The organism is Rheinheimera tangshanensis, from assembly GCF_014645135.1.
GTDB classification, from domain to species: domain Bacteria; phylum Pseudomonadota; class Gammaproteobacteria; order Enterobacterales; family Alteromonadaceae; genus Pararheinheimera; species Pararheinheimera tangshanensis.
Map to the genome: position 1 here is coordinate 664,248 of NZ_BMLH01000001.1, position 18,550 is coordinate 682,797.

Below are 18,550 nucleotides of genomic sequence, written 5' to 3' on the forward strand. Positions count from 1 at the left end.
TGACAGTGCACGATCAGTCGTTCAACGAACAGCAGCTTTGGGCAGAACTGCCACAGTGGCAGCAGTTGCAACTCTGGTGGCAGCAACAGTCTGAGTCGCAGCTGTTGCAGTTGCATACGGAGCTGCAGCATCAACTGCGGGAAAATGGTGCCACTTTTGATCCCTGGCTGGAACAGCAACGGCAGCTGGATTTAATGCCCTGGCTGGTCAGTGACTCTGAGTGGCAGCAGCTGCAAGCTGGAGTAAAGCAGCGACAATTGCTGCTCTCGATGATCTTGCAGGACTTGTATGGCCCCCAGCAACTGATCCAACAGGGTCTGCTGCCAGCTGAACTGATTTTTCAGAATAAAAACTATTTGTTGCCTTGCCATCAACTGGTACCCACTCATCAGCAGTGGCTGAGTTTGCTGGCGGTGGATATAGGCCGGGATAGCAAAGGCCAGTTTTGCGTCTATGCCGATCAAAGTCAGATGCCAGCAGGATTAGGTTTTGTGTTAGAACACAGGCTGGCGTTTAACCACTGCATTGGTGAGCTGAATCACAGCATAGGTAAAAGTCAGCTGGCTGGTTTTTTCCGTAAATTGCAGCTGGTGTTTGCACAGGGCACTGGCCATACAGCCGAAGGGCGACGGCCACTTTGTGGTTTATTAACCCATGGCAAACGGGATGCTGCCTATTTTGAACATGCCTTTTTAGCCAATTATTTAGATATAGCCCTGATGCACAGTGCCGATCTGATGTTTAAAGACGGTGCTTTATGGCTTAAAACAGTCACAGGTTTACAGCAGGTCGACAGCCTGATGCGCTATTTACCCGATGCACGTTGTGACGCATTGGAACTGGACCCGGATTCAACAGGCACTGCAGGTTTATTGCAAAGTATCCGCCAGCAGCAGCTGTTTTGTGCTAATCCGCCAGGAGCTGCCTTAGTGGATTCAGCTGTGTTATTGCCGTTTTTACCGCAATTATGCCGGGTACTGTTGAATGAAGAGTTGCAGCTACCTGGCACTGCAGCTATTTGGTGTGGTGAACCTGATCTGCTACAGCAGGTGTTGTCTGATGCCATGCAGTATAGGTTCCATCGGGTCGACACAGGCCAAAGCTGGCTTTGGGCTCAGCTGGAGCCGTTGCAACAACAGCAGTTGCAGCAGCAACTGCAAGCAGAGCCCAGACTTTTTATTGCCATCTATTTGCTACCTTTAAGCACAGTGCCTTGCTGGAATGCTACCCAAGGCGAGCATCAGCAATATGGCGTGTTGCGGTTATTTGGATTGTTGTCCGAGCAGCATAGTCCTGCTGTGATGCCAGGCGCTTTGGCTCGCATCAGTCCGGATCCGCTTTATCTGCAGCATCATTACAGCATGGGCTTTGTCGCTAAAGATGTCTGGGTACTGGCCGATCAGGACCATGCGGTCAGCTTGCTGCAAAATACCCAAAAACGTATTTTATTGTCCCGCCACAGTGGCTTGTTGCCAAGCAGAGTGGCTGACCATTTGTTCTGGCTGGGTCGTTACAACGAAAGGCTGAACTTAGTGTGCCGTGCTTTACGTTATACGGTGCCGCTTTTGACCAGTGCTGGTGTAAGCAGTTTTCAGGCCAGCACCAGTCAGCAGCAAGACAGCAGAGCTTTAGTCCGGTTTTGCCTGCAGGCCAATGGCACCTTGCCAGACAGCGCAGCTTTGAGTTCATTACAGCAGACCAGCGCTTTGCAGCAGGCTTTAAGTGAACTCTTTTCGCTACAGCATCCGGCCGGTTTAGCGCAGGTGCTGAAAAACTTACTCTTTAATGCACAGTCAGTACGGGAATACTTCAGCGAAGACACCTGGTATGTGCTGGATAAATTGCAGCTGGCGCTGACGCAATGGCCGAATCCGTTAAACTGGCAGCAGCCGCAACAAATGGTGCGTTTGCTGGATGAAGTCATATTATTGCAGACCGCTATTTATGGTCTGAATAACGAAACCATGAGCCGCACCCAAACCCTGAGATTTATGGATTTAGGTCAGCACCTGGAAAGAGCACTACAAAGTGTCACTCTGCTGCAGGAAGTTTTTGTCTTTGATCAGGGTAGAAATTGTAGCGCTTCGTTGATGGAGTCTGTTTTGCGTATGACGGATACCTTGATGACCTACAGGCGCCGTTATAAAACCGAGCTGCACCCGCTGGCTGTGATTGACTTGCTGCTGCTGGATGACAGTACGCCTCGTTCTGTGGGTTATCAGTGCGCCCGTCTTGCCAGCCAAATTCAGCAACTGCCTAAACCCGGTGCAGCTGTGGTGCTGAGCCGCGAGCAAAAACTTGCAGTGGAGCTGGTATCTTTACTGCAACTGGCTGAACCCGAACAATTATTTGATGATCAGTTACAGGCAACACCAGAGCTGAGGCTTTTATTGCAGCAGTTGCATACTGTGCTTAGGCAATTGTCTGACAGCATTACCTTGTCGTATTTCAGCCATGCGGAAGCGGGCAAATCCTGGCAGAGCTTTTAAATGGGTATTGATATGAACACCGGACGGGCGGGTGCAAGACCCGCCCCTACAAGGCTGAAAATATGAAGTACCAGATCCGCCACCTGACCCGTTATTGTTACCAGCATCCTGTGGCCAACAGTTACAATCTGGCTTGTTTGCAGCCACGGCAATTACCGACACAGGAGCTATGTAGTTTCAGCTTAGAGGTTTTGCCTACAGCGTCTTCTGTGTATGCCAGAACAGATACCTTTGGTAATACCCAGCATTTTATTCACTTGCAGCCGCCGCATCAGCAACTGGCTGTGACTGCTTTTTCTGTGGTTGAAGTTTTGCCACGGCAGCAGAGTCTGGCTTTGGATTTAACTCAGCCCTGGCCACAAGTCGCAGCTTTTTTCCGCCAGCAACAAGGTTATTCACCCGAGCAACTCAAAGCATTGTTGTGCACCGGTCCAAGCCGGATGATCCCAGTGCCGGATGAAACAAAGGCATTAATTCAGAGCATTGCTGACCCGAGTTTGACCGTATTACAGCTAGCGCAACAACTGACAGATTTGATTTTCCACCAGTTTGAATACGACCCTGAATTTAGCTCAGTGGTCACCCCTGTGTCCGAAGTGTTGCTGCATAAAAAAGGCGTCTGTCAGGATTTTGCTCAACTGGCTGTCAGCTGTTTACGTGCTTTAGGTATTCCCAGTCGTTATGTCAGTGGTTATCTGGAAACCTCACCACCAGAAGGCCAACCGCGTTTAATAGGTGCTGATGCTTCTCATGCCTGGTTTGCTGTATACGACCCTGAACTGGGCTGGGTTGATTTTGATCCCACCAACAACCTGATGCCGGCAGAACGTCATATTACCCTGGCTTATGGCCGTGACTACGCCGACGTAGTGCCACTGAAAGGTTTGCTGCAAGGCCATGGTGTGCATCAGCTCGAAGTGGAAGTGGATGTAGTGCCGATGTGATGTCGGGTCAGATCATCATTTGCGTAGCAAATGTGCTCTGACCCGAGAGATCAAATCACAAACTATAATCCTGCGTTAGTTCATCATCGCCTTTTTCCAGCTCAAAACTTACTGTGTCACCATCAGCGCACAGCTGCACTATTTTGCAGGGTACACCTTCAGCCGTTAGCTCGACTAAACCTATACCAGCCGCATTAACCAGACGGCGGCCTTTGCTTTCGCCCATGGGTTTGTGGTGGGTGATTTTCATCCGGCGTCTTTTGGTAAACCAGTTTAGCGGTGAGCGGGAGGCATAAAGCCAGCGGTTGGCGGTATCTAAAATAGCCAGTAGCTTATGTGGAAACTCATTTTTCAGGCCGCTGCTGGTGATTTGCCAAATAGCCGGGCTTTGCTGTTTATGTTTAAGGGCAACCTGAAATACAAAACTGTAATGCACATCACCGGATAAAATCACAAAGTTGCGGGGTGTTTTGGGGTGGCGGAATAAATTTAGCAGCGCATAAGCAGAGCCCGGGTGGGTCATCCAGTTTTCAGCGTCGACCATCAGAGGTTTACCAAAGCTGGTAAAAATACGCTGAATAGTTTCAATCAGTTTCACACCAAACACAGGGGCGGGGGACACCAGCAATACAGCTTCATAGCCCAGCAATTGTTGCTGCAATTCAGTAATAGCTTCCCAGTCCATTAAGCCCGAAGGTTTTGCCATTGACAGCTCAGAGCGCCAGCGTTGGGTGCGGGTATCCAGTACTAACAAAGGCGGCTGGGTTGGCCAGCTATAATGCCATTCAGAGAATTTGAGCAGGCTATTAATGCATTCATCATGCGCTTCAGAGCCGGGCTGACTCAGGGCTTGTTGGCACAAGGGCATCAGCTTTTGGACTTTTTCCGGCGCATTACCAAAACCCTGAAACAGCAAGTAGCCCATTAGCGCATTACCAATAATACGGCGGGAAAACGGGTGTTCGTAGGCGGTTTTTTCCCACTCTGCAGTTAAATTCCAGTCGTCGGTAATATCGTGATCATCAAACATCATAGCGACAGGCAGGTGGGCCATTACACGTCTGACCTGGCTTAAACCTGCTTTAAATTCTGTCAGGTTTTTGCTGTAGGTAGCACAGCGCTTTTGGCGCTCCGGACTAAAGCTATTGAGCTGTGCTTGGGGCATCTGCAACTCCAGCTCTTGCCACGGCGCAGGCGACCAGACCAGCAGGTACATCGAAAACACTTCGGCCATAGAGATCAGATGGTTATGGGCACTGTCTGTGGTAAATACTGGCTTTTTTGCGCCTTGAAACAACTGTTTTAATACCTGATAACTGGCTTCGGTAGCAGGCAGCAGTTTCTCGCGTTGGTAATAATAAGGGGTTTTGCTGTGTAGCTCATGGCTCGAGCTTAAAGTAGCACAAGGCAAGGTTTCGTCAGCAAATTCCAGTTTAGCAATCAGTTGATGAATAGCATAAAGCATAGGTGCGGCCACATCGTCAGTGTAGACCTGATCGCCACTTAGCATCAGCAAGCTTGGCCACTCTGCAGGGTTTGTTTCCGCTAACTGCTGGTCGGCACAAACTAAACCGTCTCCGGCACCAAAATGTGGTTTACGACAGGAGCCGTGCAAGACCGAATGCACCTTGGGTTTGAGGATAAAACCCGGTAAATCCCGTCCTGGATAAACTAAGTCGTCCGCCCACTGCCGCCAGTTTTGCCAGTCGCTGCTGCTGGTTTTTAACTGCAGATCATAACTAATCCAGCGTTCTGTTGGCAGCGCTTCGCTCAGTTCCAGGTCCAGCAAAACCAGATGTAATTTACCGGCAAGCTGCAGTTGTTGCACAAAGGGCTGCAGCTGTTTTGCGTCAAACTCGAGCGGTTCAGCTTGTTCAGGTTGAAGCTGAAGTTGCAATTCAACCGCTTCGGAACTTGCTAACCAGAGACATAACCGCTTTGGTGTCAGGCGACGTATGATAGGGCCAGCCCACACCAAAGGAGTACGACTGGCTGCTTTGGACAAACTTAGTTCAGAAATAACAGCACTCCTTTTTCAACCAGTTTTTTACAAGCGCTCTTTCAGTTGATACAACAAATCCAAAGCCTGACGGGCTGACAATTGATCCGGATCCAGTTTTGTCAGTTGCTCCAGTATTGGATGAGGTTCGGCTTCGGCAAATAATTGTTGTTGCAGCGGCTCTATTGTTTTAGCCGCTGCAGGTGCTTTGGCACTGACAACGGACTGTTGTTCCAATTGGGCCAGTTTTTGTTTGGCTTTTTGGATCACCACCCGAGGCACACCAGCCAGCTGGGCCACTTGTAAACCATAACTTTTACTGGCCGCGCCGTCCTGCACCTGATGCATAAAGACGATGTGTTCGTCGTGCTCGACCGCATCCAGATGAATATTGGCTAAACCCTGTAACTGCGATGCTAGCTCCGTCAGTTCAAAATAATGGGTGGCGAATAAGGTCATGGCTTTCAGTTGCTGCGCCAGGTATTCAGCACAGGCCCATGCCAGAGACAAACCATCATAAGTACTGGTGCCACGGCCTATTTCATCCATCAGCACTAAACTTTGAGCTGTCGCATGATGCAAAATAGTGGCGGTTTCTGTCATTTCCACCATAAATGTAGAGCGGCCTGACGCCAGATCATCGGATGCACCGACCCGGGTGAATATCCTGTCGACCGGGCCTAATACAGCGCGCTGTGCCGGTACAAAACTACCTATATAAGCCATCAGCACTATTAAGGCATTCTGACGCATATAAGTCGATTTACCGCCCATATTCGGGCCTGTAATCATCAGCATGCGCCGCTCTGGCGAGAGCTGAAGTGGGTTGGCAATAAAAGGTTCGGTCATCACCTGTTCCACCACAGGGTGACGGCCTGCTTCTATCTGGATGCCAGGTTCTGGTGTCAGCTCTGGCTGATGGTAGTTCAGCTGTTCAGCCCGTTCAGCGAAGTTGGTCAGTAAATCCAGTTCGGCCAAAGCAGCGGACAGTTGCTGTAAATCAGCCAGGTAAGGTGCTGTTAAATCAAATAACTCGTCATACAGCTGTTTTTCCAAGGCCAAAGCTTTGCTTTGACTGCCAAGCACTTTGTCTTCGTATTCTTTTAATTCAGGAATAATAAAACGTTCGTTGTTTTTTAAGGTCTGGCGACGAATATAATCGGCTGGCACCTGATCGGCAGCGCTGCGGCCGGTTTCAATGTAATAACCCGCCACTCTGTTAAAACCTACTTTGAGTGAAGCTATGCCGGTGCGTTCTTTTTCGCGTTGCTCCAGTCGCTCCAGATAGTCCGTAGCCCCTGTCGCCAGTTCACGCCATTGATCCAATGCGGCGTTGTAGCCTGAAGCTATCACACCACCATCCCGAATAAGCATGGGTGGAGTGTCCACTATGGCGCGCTCTAATAAATCACAAAGCTCTGGCAGTGGCTGACACTTCGCAGCAAGCTGCGCCAATAAAGGGCTGCGTAACAGAGTCAGTTCAGGTGAGAGTTCAGGTAATAACTGCAACGCAGCGCGCAAACGCGAGAAATCACGAGGCCTGGCGCTTCGAAGTGCTAAACGGGCGATTACCCGCTCCGTATCGCCTACTTGCTTAAACAGCGGTTGTAAACTCTGATGATGGTGCTGCAATTCAGCCACGGCCTGATGCCGGCCTGATACTAAAGCCTGATCGCGCAGCGGTGCATGGATCCAGCGTTTGAGTAAACGACTGCCCATAGCTGTCTGGCATTGATCCAATACTGCCGCGAGCGTGTGGTCAAATTGGCCTGCTAAGGTTTGGGTTAGCTCCAGATTACGCCTTGTTGCTGCATCCAGCACTATGCAGTCCTGATTACGCTCTAATGCGATAGAGCGAATATGAGGTAACTGAGCGCGCTGGGTGTCTTTGACATAACCCATTAAGCAGCCCGCGGCCATTAAAGCCACAGGTGCTTGTTCTACGCCAAAACTTTGTAAGTCGCGGGTGCCAAATTGTTGGGTCAGTAAACGTTTGGCATTGCTTAGCTCAAATTCCCAGACAGGGCGGCGACGCACGCCTTTGCGGTTAATGACGCTGTCGGGCCAATCCTGCTCTTCGGCATATAAAATTTCTGCCGGATTTAAACGTTGCAATAAGGCCAATAAATCGTCTAAATGAGAGACTTCGTTAATTAAAAAACGGCCACTGCTTAAATCCAGATAAGCAAAACCATAACTGCCTTTTTGCTGATACAAAGCCGAGACCAGCGTATCCTGCCGTTCATTCAGCAGTGCTTCGTCTGTAACAGTGCCCGGAGTCACAATACGCACCACAGCACGTTCCACCGGACCTTTGCTTAAAGCTGGATCGCCGATTTGTTCACAAATAGCGGCGGATTCGCCTAACTGTACTAAACGGGCTAAATAACCCTCAATCGAATGATAAGGCACGCCTGCCATAGGAATAGGCTGGCCTGCCGACTGACCTCTTTTAGTCAGGGAAATATCCAAAAGGGCAGAGGCCTTTTTGGCATCGTCGTAAAACAGCTCGTAAAAGTCACCCATACGATAAAACAGCAAAATATCAGGATGCTGGCATTTCAGGCCAAGGTACTGTTGCATCATCGGAGTGTGCGGGCTTGGGGCTTGCCCGTCTTTCTGTTCTGGCGGCATAATGGCTTAATAATTCCTGCGTTGGACCAAAGATGACAATTCCAGTAACCACCTATCAATTGGCGGCGGAGCTCGGAGCGCTATTATTGCGGAAAAACTTCAGTATCACCACAGCAGAATCCTGCACTGGCGGTGGTATTGCTTATGTGTTAACCGCAGTAGCAGGCAGCTCCGCTTATCTGGACCGCTCTTTTGTTACTTACAGCAATAAATCCAAGCAACAGTTGCTGGGCGTCAAAGCCGAAACTTTATTGCAATACGGTGCTGTCAGTAAAGAAACTGTACTGGAAATGGCGGTAGGCGCAGCCAAAGCTGCTGGTGCTGAAGTGGCTGTAGCAGTGTCAGGTATTGCTGGCCCTGATGGTGGGTCGGCCGCTAAACCTGTGGGTACTGTACATTTTTGTTTTGAAATTCAGGGCCATCAGGTATTGTCGCAGCGTATTTTTGATGGCGACAGAGCTAGCGTGCGCCAGCAGGCGATCGATTTTGTGTTGCAGCAGTTGATCTTGTTATTGACAGACTAAAGCAAAAAGACTACTGTATGAGCATACAGCACTTTGAGTGCATCCAAGAATCCACCGGAGAGAGCAATGGACGACAATAAACAAAAAGCATTGACCGCAGCCTTAGGTCAAATCGAACGCCAGTTTGGTAAAGGTTCTATTATGCGTTTGGGCGACAGCACAGCGCTTGATATCGACTTTATCCCTACAGGTTCGTTAGGTTTGGATATAGCGCTCGGCATAGGCGGTTTGCCTTGTGGTCGTATTGTTGAGATCTACGGTCCTGAATCATCAGGTAAAACTACTTTAACTTTACAAGTCGTTGCTGAAGCTCAGCGCATGCTTAGACCCTGTGTACGCTAAAAAATTAGGCGTTAACGTCGATGATTTATTAGTGTCTCAGCCTGATACAGGTGAACAGGCTCTGGAAATTTGTGACATGTTAGTACGCTCTGCTGCGGTCGACGTGATCATTGTCGACTCAGTCGCTGCATTAACACCTCGCGCTGAAATTGAAGGCGATATGGGTGACAGCCACGTCGGTTTGCAGGCACGTTTAATGTCTCAAGCTTTACGTAAACTGACAGGTAATATCAAACGCTCCAACACTTTATGTATTTGGTTCACCAGAAACCACCACAGGCGGTAACGCATTAAAATTCTACGCTTCAGTGCGTTTAGATATTCGTCGTACTGGTTCTGTCAAAGATGGCGACGAAGTGACGGGTAACGAAACCCGCGTCAAAGTGGTGAAAAACAAAGTAGCACCACCCTTTAAACAAGCCGAGTTTATTATTATGTATGGCGCTGGTATCAGCAAAGATGGCGAATTAATCGACTTAGGTGTGCTGCATAAGCTAATCGACAAAGCCGGTGCCTGGTATGCATACAAAGGTAACAAAATTGGTCAAGGTAAAGCCAACGCCATGAAGTACCTGCAGGAAAACCCTGCGGTTGCCAAAGAAATTGAAGCTGAATTACGCCGTATGCTGTTACTGGAACCTTCTAAAGGTGCTCCGTCACCAGCAGAAGATTTTGGTATGGTGCCAGAAGACGCTGAAGCCGATCTGTAAGCGGGAGCAGCCCTGAGCTATAAGCGCAAAAGTTAACACGAACCCGGCTCAGGCCGGGTTTGTTGTTTTTAGACCCTCGTCATTTTTGATTCTGCTCCGGCTTTTTTGAGTTGTGTCGGTTTCATTCTTTTTGGAAAATAAGGAGCTGTTAATTAAGGTCTGGAGTTGCTGGATGTTTCACTTTTTCTCTCCATCTTATTTTTAGACGTCTAAACGTTTAGAAGTTGACATTTCCAGGGCTTTCAGCCAGAGTAACCTCATTTTTCAGTCTTGCCGGAGATGCTATGCCTATTAAAGTCATTGATCAGTTACCTGCTGTGGAAGCTCTTTCTGCAGAGAATGTGTTTGTCATGACCGAGAGCCGGGCTTTGTCGCAGGATATCCGGCCGCTGAAAATTGCCATTTTGAATTTAATGCCAAACAAAGTCGCGACTGAAATCCAGTTATTGCGCTTGTTAGCCAATAGTCCGCTGCAGGTGGATGTAGAGCTTATTCGTCTTGATAACCATGTCAGCAAACATACCCCGCAGAACCATCTGGACTGTTTTTACCGTTATTTTTCTGATGTAGAGCAGCAAAACTATGATGGCCTGATTATCACAGGCGCGCCTTTAGGTTTAGTGAATTACGAAGATGTCAGTTATTGGCCACAGCTCTCAGAAATTCTGACCTGGGCTGATCGTCATGTCACCTCAACTTTGTTTTTATGTTGGGCTGCCCATGCGGCTTTGTATCATTATTATGGTTTACAGCGCGAAATTCGTGGCGAGAAGTTATCCGGGGTCTACTGGCAAAACGTCTGTCAGCCTTTAAGCCCATTGGTACGGGGTTTCGACGATGAGTTTTTAGTACCACATTCACGTTATGCGCAGGTACCTAAACAAAAATATCAGCATCATCCGGATTTGCATGTGTTAGCAGAAGCCGATGTGACAGGCGCCTATTTGCTGCAAAACAGCACGGGTAGCCGGGTCTTTGTCACTGGTCATCCTGAGTATGATTTAACCACGTTAAATGATGAATATCAGCGTGATCTGGCCGCAGGTCTAGAGCCAAAAATCCCAGAGAACTACTATAAACAAAACGATCCGGCCAAAGGTCCACATAAGTTATGGCAAAGTCATGCCTTTTTATTGTTCAGCAACTGGCTGAACTATTATGTATACCAGGCCACACCTTTTGATATTCAGCAGATAGGGCAGCAGTTATGACCAATCGCAGTGTGTTAACCCCAGACGCCCTTCGTACGCTGTTGGCGGAACGTATTTTGGTATTAGACGGTGCTATGGGCACCATGATCCAGCAATATAAATTGCAGGAAGCGGATTACCGTGGCGCTGAGTTTGCCGATTGGTCTACTGATCTGAAAGGCAATAACGATTTGCTGGTGCTGACCAAGCCTGAACTTATTCTGGATATCCATCGTCAGTACTTAGCTGCCGGTGCTGATATTCTGGAAACCAATAGCTTTAATGCCACGCCTATCGCCATGGCTGATTACCAGATGTCGCATTTATCTGCCCGTATCAACCGTGAGTCAGCGGCTCTGGCGCGGCAGGCCTGTGATGAATACAGCACGCCGGATAAACCGCGTTTTGTCGCTGGCGTATTAGGCCCGACCAACAGAACGGCTTCTATTTCACCTGACGTGAACGACCCGGGTTTCCGTAATGTCGATTTTGATACCTTGGTCAGCGCTTATTCTGAATCTACTCATGCGCTGATTGAAGGTGGTGCTGACATTATTATGCTCGAAACCATCTTTGATACTTTAAATGCCAAAGCTGCTGCTTTTGCGGTACTGAAAGTATTTGATGAGCTGGGTTACAGTTTACCTGTGATGATCTCTGGCACTATTACTGATGCCTCAGGTCGTACTTTATCTGGCCAAACTACTGAAGCTTTTTACCATTCACTCTCTCATGTAGAGCCAGTCAGTTTTGGTTTGAACTGTGCTTTAGGGCCAGATCTATTGCGGCCTTATGTAGAGACTTTGTCAGGTATTTCACAGTGTTATGTTTCAGTACATCCAAACGCCGGTTTACCGAATGAATTTGGTGAATATGATTTAGGTGCAGTAGATATGGCCAAAGAAATCGCCGACTGGGCAGAGCAGGGCTTTTTAAATATTGTAGGTGGTTGTTGTGGCACCACACCAGAACATATCCGTGCTATCAGTGATGTAGTTGCAGGAAAGCCTGCGCGTCAGCCGAAAGAAAAAACGCACCAGTTTCATTTGTCTGGTTTAGAAGCTTTTGGTCTGGAGTGGTAATGCGACAACAAGCCCGTTTTATTAACGTTGGTGAACGTACCAACGTTACAGGTTCAGCCCGTTTTAAAAAGCTGATTTTAGAAGGCGAATATGAAAAAGCCTTAGACGTTGCCCGTCAGCAAGTCGAAAACGGCGCTCAGATCATTGACATCAACATGGACGAAGCCATGCTCGACAGCAAGGCGGCCATGGTACGTTATCTGAATTTATTAGCCTCTGAGCCGGATATCTCCCGGGTGCCCATTATGGTCGACTCGTCCAAATGGGAAGTGATTGAAGCTGCACTGAAATGTATTCAGGGGAAGCCAGTCGTCAATTCTATTTCGCTGAAAGAAGGCATTGAGCCGTTTTTGTATCAGGCCAAATTGCTGCGCCGTTACGGTGCTGCTGTGGTGGTGATGGCCTTTGATGAAAAAGGTCAGGCCGATACCAAAGTCCGCAAAGTCGAAATCTGTCAGCGCGCTTATGACATTCTGGTTAACCAAATTGGCTTTCCGCCAGAAGATATTATCTTTGACCCGAATATTTTTGCTGTGGCGACCGGCATAGAAGAGCATAACAACTACGCTGTCGACTTTATTGAAGCGACCCGTGAAATCAAACGCTTATGTCCTTATGCCAAAATTTCAGGCGGCGTGTCGAATATTTCCTTTTCGTTCCGTGGTAACGACCCGGTGCGCGAAGCCATGCACTCAGTATTTTTGTACCACGCCATTGGCGCAGGTATGGACATGGGCATAGTCAACGCCGGTCAGTTGGCGGTGTATGACGATATTCCAGAGCTGCTGCGTGAGCGGGTGGAAGATGTAATTTTAAACCGCCGTGACGATGCGACAGAACGTTTACTGGATATTGCCGCCGAATTCAAAGGCGATGGAGCTGTGGCTGTTAAAGAAGACGAAGCCTGGCGCGCCTGGCCTGTGCATAAACGCCTTGAACATGCCTTAGTCAAAGGCATTACCGACTTTATTGATCAAGACACGGAAGAAGCCCGTTTAACTGTTGACCGCCCCTTGCACGTGATTGAAGGTCCGCTGATGGACGGTATGAACGTGGTCGGTGACTTATTTGGCGAAGGAAAAATGTTCCTGCCTCAGGTAGTCAAATCCGCCCGGGTGATGAAAAAAGCAGTAGCTTATTTGCAGCCTTTTATCGAACTGGAAAAAGCCGGTACTGGTGCTCAGGCTCAGGGCAAAGTGCTGATGGCAACCGTCAAAGGTGATGTGCACGACATAGGCAAAAACATAGTAGGCGTAGTACTGCAATGTAATAACTATGAAGTGATCGACCTTGGCGTCATGGTGCCTTGTGCCACCTTGCTGCAAAAAGCCAAAGAGCTGAATGTCGATATTATTGGCTTGTCTGGCCTGATTACGCCGTCTTTAGATGAGATGGTGCATGTAGCCAAAGAAATGAGCCGTCTGGGTTTTGATATTCCGCTGTTGATTGGTGGCGCTACGACATCCAAAGCCCATACCGCCATCAAGATTGCGCCGAATTATCCGCATGGTGTGGTTTATGTACCTAACGCTTCGCGTAGTGTGTCTGTGGTGCAATCGCTGATCAGCAAAGAGCATAAACCGGCCTTTTTGGAAAGGGTCAATGACGAATACGACAGGGCACGTGACCAGCATGCCCGTAGCAGGCCTGGTGAAAAGCTGCTGAGCCTGGAGCAAGCCCGCGCTAATAAATTCCAGCTGGATTTAACTAAAGTGGCACCAGCGCCTAAACAGAGTGGTGTGTATTTATGGCAAGACGTGGATTTAGAGCGGCTTCGCGATTACATCGACTGGACGCCATTTTTCCTGACCTGGCAGCTGTCTGGTAAATTTCCAGCCATTTTGAATCACCCTGAAGTGGGCATGGAAGCACGTCGTGTGCATAAAGATGCCAATGCTATTTTGGATTTGATGATCCAGCAGAAGAAAGTGCAGGGCAAAGCTGTATTTGGTTTCTTTCCGGCCAACAGCGAAGGTGACGATATTATTGTCTACACGGACGAAAGCCGTACAGTGGAACGCTGCCGTTTATTTAACTTACGTCAGCAATTGCAGCTGCGTAATGACAATCCAAACTGCTGCCTGGCTGACTTTGTTGCCCCTGTGGGTTCAGGCATTGCTGATTATATTGGCGGTTTTGCTGTCAGCACTGGTTTTGGTGCTGATGAACTGGCTGCTGAATTTGCTGCGCAGCATGATGATTACAACAGCATTATGGTCAAAGCCCTCGCCGATCGTTTAGCTGAAGCGCTAGCCGAATACCTGCATATGCGAGTGCGACGGGAATTCTGGGGTTATGCACCTGAGGAAAACCTGGATAACGAGCAGCTTATTCGTGAGTTGTATCAGGGCATACGGCCTGCACCTGGTTATCCGGCTTGTCCTGAGCACACTGAAAAAGGCACTTTATGGCAGCTGCTGGATGTCGAAGCCCAAACCGGTATTCAACTGACTGAGAGTTACGCCATGTGGCCTGGCGCCGCAGTCAGTGGCTGGTACTTTGCTCATCCTGATAGCAAATACTTTGCTGTCAGCAAAATTGGCACTGATCAAAAAGACGAATATGCCGCGAAAAAAGGCTGGAGTACTGAACAAGCAGACAGCTGGTTAGCGCCTAATTTAGGATAATGATGATCGGATCAGAGCCCTGGCTCTGACCTGGCCTTTAACTGGCGATAGTCGGATCACCAATAAAAGGTTGCAGCATTTTAATGACTTGTCGTTCCGGCAGTTCAAACTTACTACCCAAAGACAATTTCTGTAATTCCAGATGACAGTCCATAATTTCACCGTGCAGTTGAATACGCTCCTCCTCGCCAGGCACCAATAACTCCATTAGCAGCGGCATTTTGTTGATTGGACTGGTGTCGGCATGCTGTTTGATTGAACAATATCTTTATAACCTCCATCCACAACTCGCTGCGGAAGCTTCAACACCAGACAGCGGTCTTTTTTGTGCACCATGACTGAGTCTAACCATTGCTCCATCACGCAACACTTTTTTGCTTTAAATAAAGCGGCATATTTGATTCATAGTGCAAATCTCCTGGGGCGCTTTATTGTAAAGAGATGATACCAGTGGGAGTAAATCAGGGGCGAGTGGGGAATGAGGATGCTTACCAGAACCGCGGCCGTGTTCTATAGTAAAAGCAGGCGAGGGATAACTTCCGTTTTTAGTGAGCAGTGAGTCCCGACAGGAGCATCAAATGCAAAGAATTACTCTCAGTTGTCTATGTGGTCTATTGCTGATGATGACTGCTGGTTGCAGTCTGACAGTCCAAAATGAACTAAATACAGAACCCCGGCAGTATCTGGCTGATCATTTGTTTACGGCTATCCCCGAGCAAAGTATAGAGACTGAGCAACAGATTTTCGCATTACCAGATGCTGTTTATCACGACATGTTGCGGATGGTCAGGCCTCTGAACTCCTCCAGAGAAAAAGCCGATGCATTGTTAAATTACATCTTTTTTCTTAAGGGAAAGCGTATCAGTTATGAGACCAACGCAACCTTAACCGCTAGCGAAACATTGGCAAGGCAGCAAGCGAATTGTCTGTCTTTGACTATTCTGGCGTACAGTCTGGCCAGCGTTGCAGAAATGAACGTGCTTTTTCAGGACGTCATCATTCCGGAATACTGGACCCATGTGCAAGGCGTCAGTTTGTTAAGTGGTCATGTGAACTTAAAATTGACTGGCTCCGGCGCAAAGACCTCACGAGGAGCTGCAAATTATGAACAATTTAGTTATGTCATCGATTTTGACTTGGAAACTAATAAGAGTGATTTTCCGGTTCGTGTACTAAAAAAACCGCAAATCATAGCCATGTTTTACAACAATAAAGCCGCTCAGTTTATGATTGAAAAAGACTATGATCATGCATTCGCCTATCTAAAAGCGGCTATCTTAACAGACCCAAATTCATCAGAGAGCTGGAATAATTTGGCGGTGTTGTACCGCAGCATCAGGCATTTTGATTTGGCGGAAGATGCGTATAAGCTCGCACTGCAATTAGACCCTGAGTCAACCAATGTAAAATCCAATTTGGCATTGCTCTATATGCTGAAAGGCGAAACTGAAAAAGCAGAAGATTTACAGCGGGTAGTGTATATCCAACGATTAGACAATCCGTATTATCACATTATGCTTGGCAATGAAGCTATGCAGATGAGTGATCATCAACAGGCGATAAAGCATTTCAGATACAGTCTTAAATTGAATAAAAAGGCATCAGAAGCATTGGCTGGGCTGGCTAAAGCGTACTACCAGCTTGGTCATGCAGAAGCGGCCAGGCATTACTTGTTACAAGCTAAAAAACATGCACCCAGCATGCAGGAGCGAGGAAGATATCAGTCTAAGCTCGATTCTTTAATGACCGCCTCTAAGCAGCATTAAATGCTGGCTCAGACTCGAATGATGGTGAAGTGGTTGTGCTTTGTTAGCTGTTTATTCTCTGTCAACGTTTGGGGTGATGTAGCTGAGTTTGAAAGCGCCTTGCTTACGGATATAAAACTACTGGCTGATGATCGGATGCAGGGGCGAAAAACCGGTCATCCGGGCGCTGAGCTGGCAAGGCGTTATATTGAACAACGTTACCAGCAGTTAAAATTACTACCTATACAGGAGAAGGGATTCCGTCAGGTATTTAGCTATTCATCAGGTTTTACTGAAAAGAAAGGAATGAATGTCATAGGGTGGCGACAAGGTTGTGTTCATCCGTCTTCTTATGTGGTGATCACTGCTCATTATGACCACTTAGGTATGTCCGGCAGCAGAGTGTACAACGGTGCGGATGACAATGCCTCTGGTGTCGCCACTATGCTGGCATTGGCTGCCTTGTTAGGACAAAACTGTCCGGCATATAGTTATATTTTTGCGGCTACAGACGCTGAGGAAAATGGTTTATACGGAGCTAAAGCTTTGCTCAGGCATTTCCCTGTCGCTGCAGAACATATTTTGCTTAACTTGAATCTGGATATGTTGAGCAGAGGAGAACGATCTAACCAGCTTTACGTCTATGGTGCCCGTTCTTTACCCGGAGTCAGTGAGTTTTTTAAACAACGATCTTTTGCGGTGAAGATCAAACTAAGGCGTCAGGGGCGACAACAAGGTCAATCAGGCACAGATTGGGATAATGCCAGTGATCATGCACCTTTTCGTCGCGCTGGTATTCCATTTTTGTATTTTGGTGTCGACACTCACGCAGATTACCACAGTATAAACGATGACTGGCAGCGTATTGACTCTGACTTTTTGCAACGTATGTTTTCTTCATTAAGTCAGGTGCTGTTATGGCTGGACCAGCAGCCGCCTGAATGGTATCAGGCGGCGCGTAAATCTTAATAAGAGTACAAGCATACTTTAAGGTGCGGGGATCCACTCGGGATCGTCGGTCAAACGAGGGAAGTTGCCGCTATTCCAGTCTGCTTTGGCTTGAGCCAGACGCTCTGGGGTACGGGCTACAAAGTTCCAGTTAAGCAGCACAGGATCTGCCACTGCATCGCCACCCAACAGCATAAAATGTGCACCGTCATCACCGGCCAGCACTGTTAGATCGTCAGTCATCACCAGCATTTGTCCAGCGTTCAGCTGTGGTTGTTTTAACGAGCCTTTCGCCAGGTAGATAGCCAATTGCTGCTCTGATTTGGGTAATGTCAGATTGCTGCACGGGTCTAGTTTCAGTTCGGCATAACAGCAGCGGGATGGGAAACTAACCACTGACGTCTGAGAAAAATATTCGCCTAACAAGACTTTGATTTCACAGCCTGGTACCTGCATGACCGGAAATAAAGCCGCGGGATAATGTTGAAACGAAGGCTCTGACTCGGCTTGATCCTCTGGTAACATCAGCCATATTTGCATACCTTCGACCTGAACCTGCTCCTGACGAATATCGACCGGAATACGTTCAGAGTGCGCTATACCACGACCTGCACGCATCAGATTGATGGCACCTGGTTCAATTCGTTGTCTGGTCCCCAAGGTGTCACTATGTTGCATAGCGCCGGAAAATAAATAGGTGACAGTAGCCAGTCCGATATGCGGATGCTGTCGCACATCACCTTCAGTACTGCCAGCGACAAAAGTAGCTGGCCCCATATGATCAACAAAAATAAAAGGTCCGACACGACGCTGGGCTTTGGCAGGCAATAACCTTTTGATCATAAAACCTATATCACGTTCCTGTGGCTGGATAAGCAGAGGCTCACTGCTTTGAACCGGGGCGGATTCGGATTTCAGGCTGGTATGCACCTGAACTTCACTGTGCGTTACCAATTTATGGATAGGGCATTTATCGGCTATAGCCAGCAACTGCTCGCGCTGCTCTGTGGTTAAATCACCAATCAATTCCAGAGTGGCATACAGCTGGTACAAACCTTTGCTTTCGGCGCTGTCATCCCTGCTGATTTCCACTTTTACTTCGTCTAACGGGATATTTTTGCGTTTGGCAAATAACTGTAAGGTCATGGCTTTACACGTAGCCACGGCTGCGTCAAACAAATCGTGTGGATCAGGTCCAGTGTCTGAGCCTCCGGCAGCCTGAGTTAAATCAGCATTGATTTGATGACTATGAATACGGATGGTTTGTCGTAATTGGCCTGGCGTATGTTGGCTGACTGTAATGGTCATAACTCAAT

At 48.1% G+C, this 18,550-nt stretch carries 12 protein-coding genes and 1 pseudogene; 9 read left to right on the plus strand and 4 right to left on the minus strand.

What is annotated here, in order from left to right:
* The first annotated feature begins 5 nt into the window (after nt 1-5).
* Both IEW88_RS03015 and IEW88_RS03020 read left to right on the plus strand, forming a co-directional pair.
* A complete protein-coding gene (locus IEW88_RS03015) occupies nt 6-2,489 on the plus strand; it encodes a circularly permuted type 2 ATP-grasp protein (RefSeq protein ID WP_185148505.1) in 2,484 nt (827 codons plus the stop codon).
* A gap of 62 nt (nt 2,490-2,551) precedes the next feature.
* Nucleotides 2,552-3,433: a transglutaminase family protein gene (locus IEW88_RS03020; protein WP_147902803.1), complete on the plus strand. Its 882-nt coding sequence runs from the start codon at nt 2,552-2,554 to the stop codon at nt 3,431-3,433.
* A 55-nt stretch (nt 3,434-3,488) separates the two neighbouring features.
* Here the strand turns inward: IEW88_RS03020 and IEW88_RS03025 are convergent, their stop codons facing one another.
* Nucleotides 3,489-5,438 (minus strand): alkaline phosphatase D family protein, encoded by a 1,950-nt coding sequence (locus IEW88_RS03025; protein ID WP_229670257.1) that lies wholly within the window; start codon nt 5,436-5,438, stop codon nt 3,489-3,491.
* 42 nt (nt 5,439-5,480) lie between these two features.
* The gene (mutS, locus tag IEW88_RS03030) at nt 5,481-8,066 is read right to left on the minus strand and encodes a DNA mismatch repair protein MutS (protein WP_147902802.1); all 2,586 of its coding nucleotides are present in this window, start codon (nt 8,064-8,066) and stop codon (nt 5,481-5,483) included.
* Between the two features lie 32 nt (nt 8,067-8,098).
* Here mutS and IEW88_RS03035 point away from each other — a divergent pair, with 32 nt between their 5' ends.
* From IEW88_RS03035 to metH, 5 genes and pseudogenes are all read left to right on the plus strand, one after another.
* The gene (locus IEW88_RS03035) at nt 8,099-8,590 is read left to right on the plus strand and encodes a CinA family protein (RefSeq protein ID WP_147902801.1); all 492 of its coding nucleotides are present in this window, start codon (nt 8,099-8,101) and stop codon (nt 8,588-8,590) included.
* A gap of 66 nt (nt 8,591-8,656) precedes the next feature.
* Nucleotides 8,657-9,642, plus strand: a pseudogene (gene recA / locus IEW88_RS03040) (recombinase RecA).
* Nucleotides 9,643-9,926: 284 nt separating this feature from the next.
* A complete protein-coding gene (gene metA, locus IEW88_RS03045; protein WP_147902800.1) occupies nt 9,927-10,853 on the plus strand; it encodes a homoserine O-acetyltransferase MetA in 927 nt (308 codons plus the stop codon).
* Complete coding sequence (locus IEW88_RS18850; protein ID WP_147902799.1) at nt 10,850-11,914, plus strand: homocysteine S-methyltransferase family protein; 1,065 nt, start codon at nt 10,850-10,852, stop codon at nt 11,912-11,914. The genes metA and IEW88_RS18850 overlap by 4 nt, the downstream gene beginning before the upstream one ends.
* Complete coding sequence (metH, locus tag IEW88_RS03055; RefSeq protein WP_147902798.1) at nt 11,914-14,541, plus strand: methionine synthase; 2,628 nt, start codon at nt 11,914-11,916, stop codon at nt 14,539-14,541. Before IEW88_RS18850 ends, metH begins: the two co-directional genes overlap by 1 nt.
* Before the next feature lie 37 nt (nt 14,542-14,578).
* Here metH and IEW88_RS03060 read toward each other — a convergent pair whose 3' ends face one another.
* A complete protein-coding gene (locus tag IEW88_RS03060) occupies nt 14,579-14,749 on the minus strand; it encodes a hypothetical protein (RefSeq protein ID WP_185148504.1) in 171 nt (56 codons plus the stop codon).
* A 370-nt stretch (nt 14,750-15,119) separates the two neighbouring features.
* Here IEW88_RS03060 and IEW88_RS03065 point away from each other — a divergent pair, with 370 nt between their 5' ends.
* Nucleotides 15,120-16,307, plus strand: coding sequence for a tetratricopeptide repeat protein (locus tag IEW88_RS03065; protein ID WP_147902797.1), 1,188 nt, complete (start codon nt 15,120-15,122; stop codon nt 16,305-16,307).
* Complete coding sequence (locus IEW88_RS03070) at nt 16,308-17,255, plus strand: M28 family peptidase (protein ID WP_147902796.1); 948 nt, start codon at nt 16,308-16,310, stop codon at nt 17,253-17,255.
* A gap of 18 nt (nt 17,256-17,273) precedes the next feature.
* Here the strand turns inward: IEW88_RS03070 and IEW88_RS03075 are convergent, their stop codons facing one another.
* Complete coding sequence (locus tag IEW88_RS03075) at nt 17,274-18,542, minus strand: pirin family protein (protein ID WP_147902795.1); 1,269 nt, start codon at nt 18,540-18,542, stop codon at nt 17,274-17,276.
* Between the last annotated feature and the right edge of the window lie 8 nt (nt 18,543-18,550).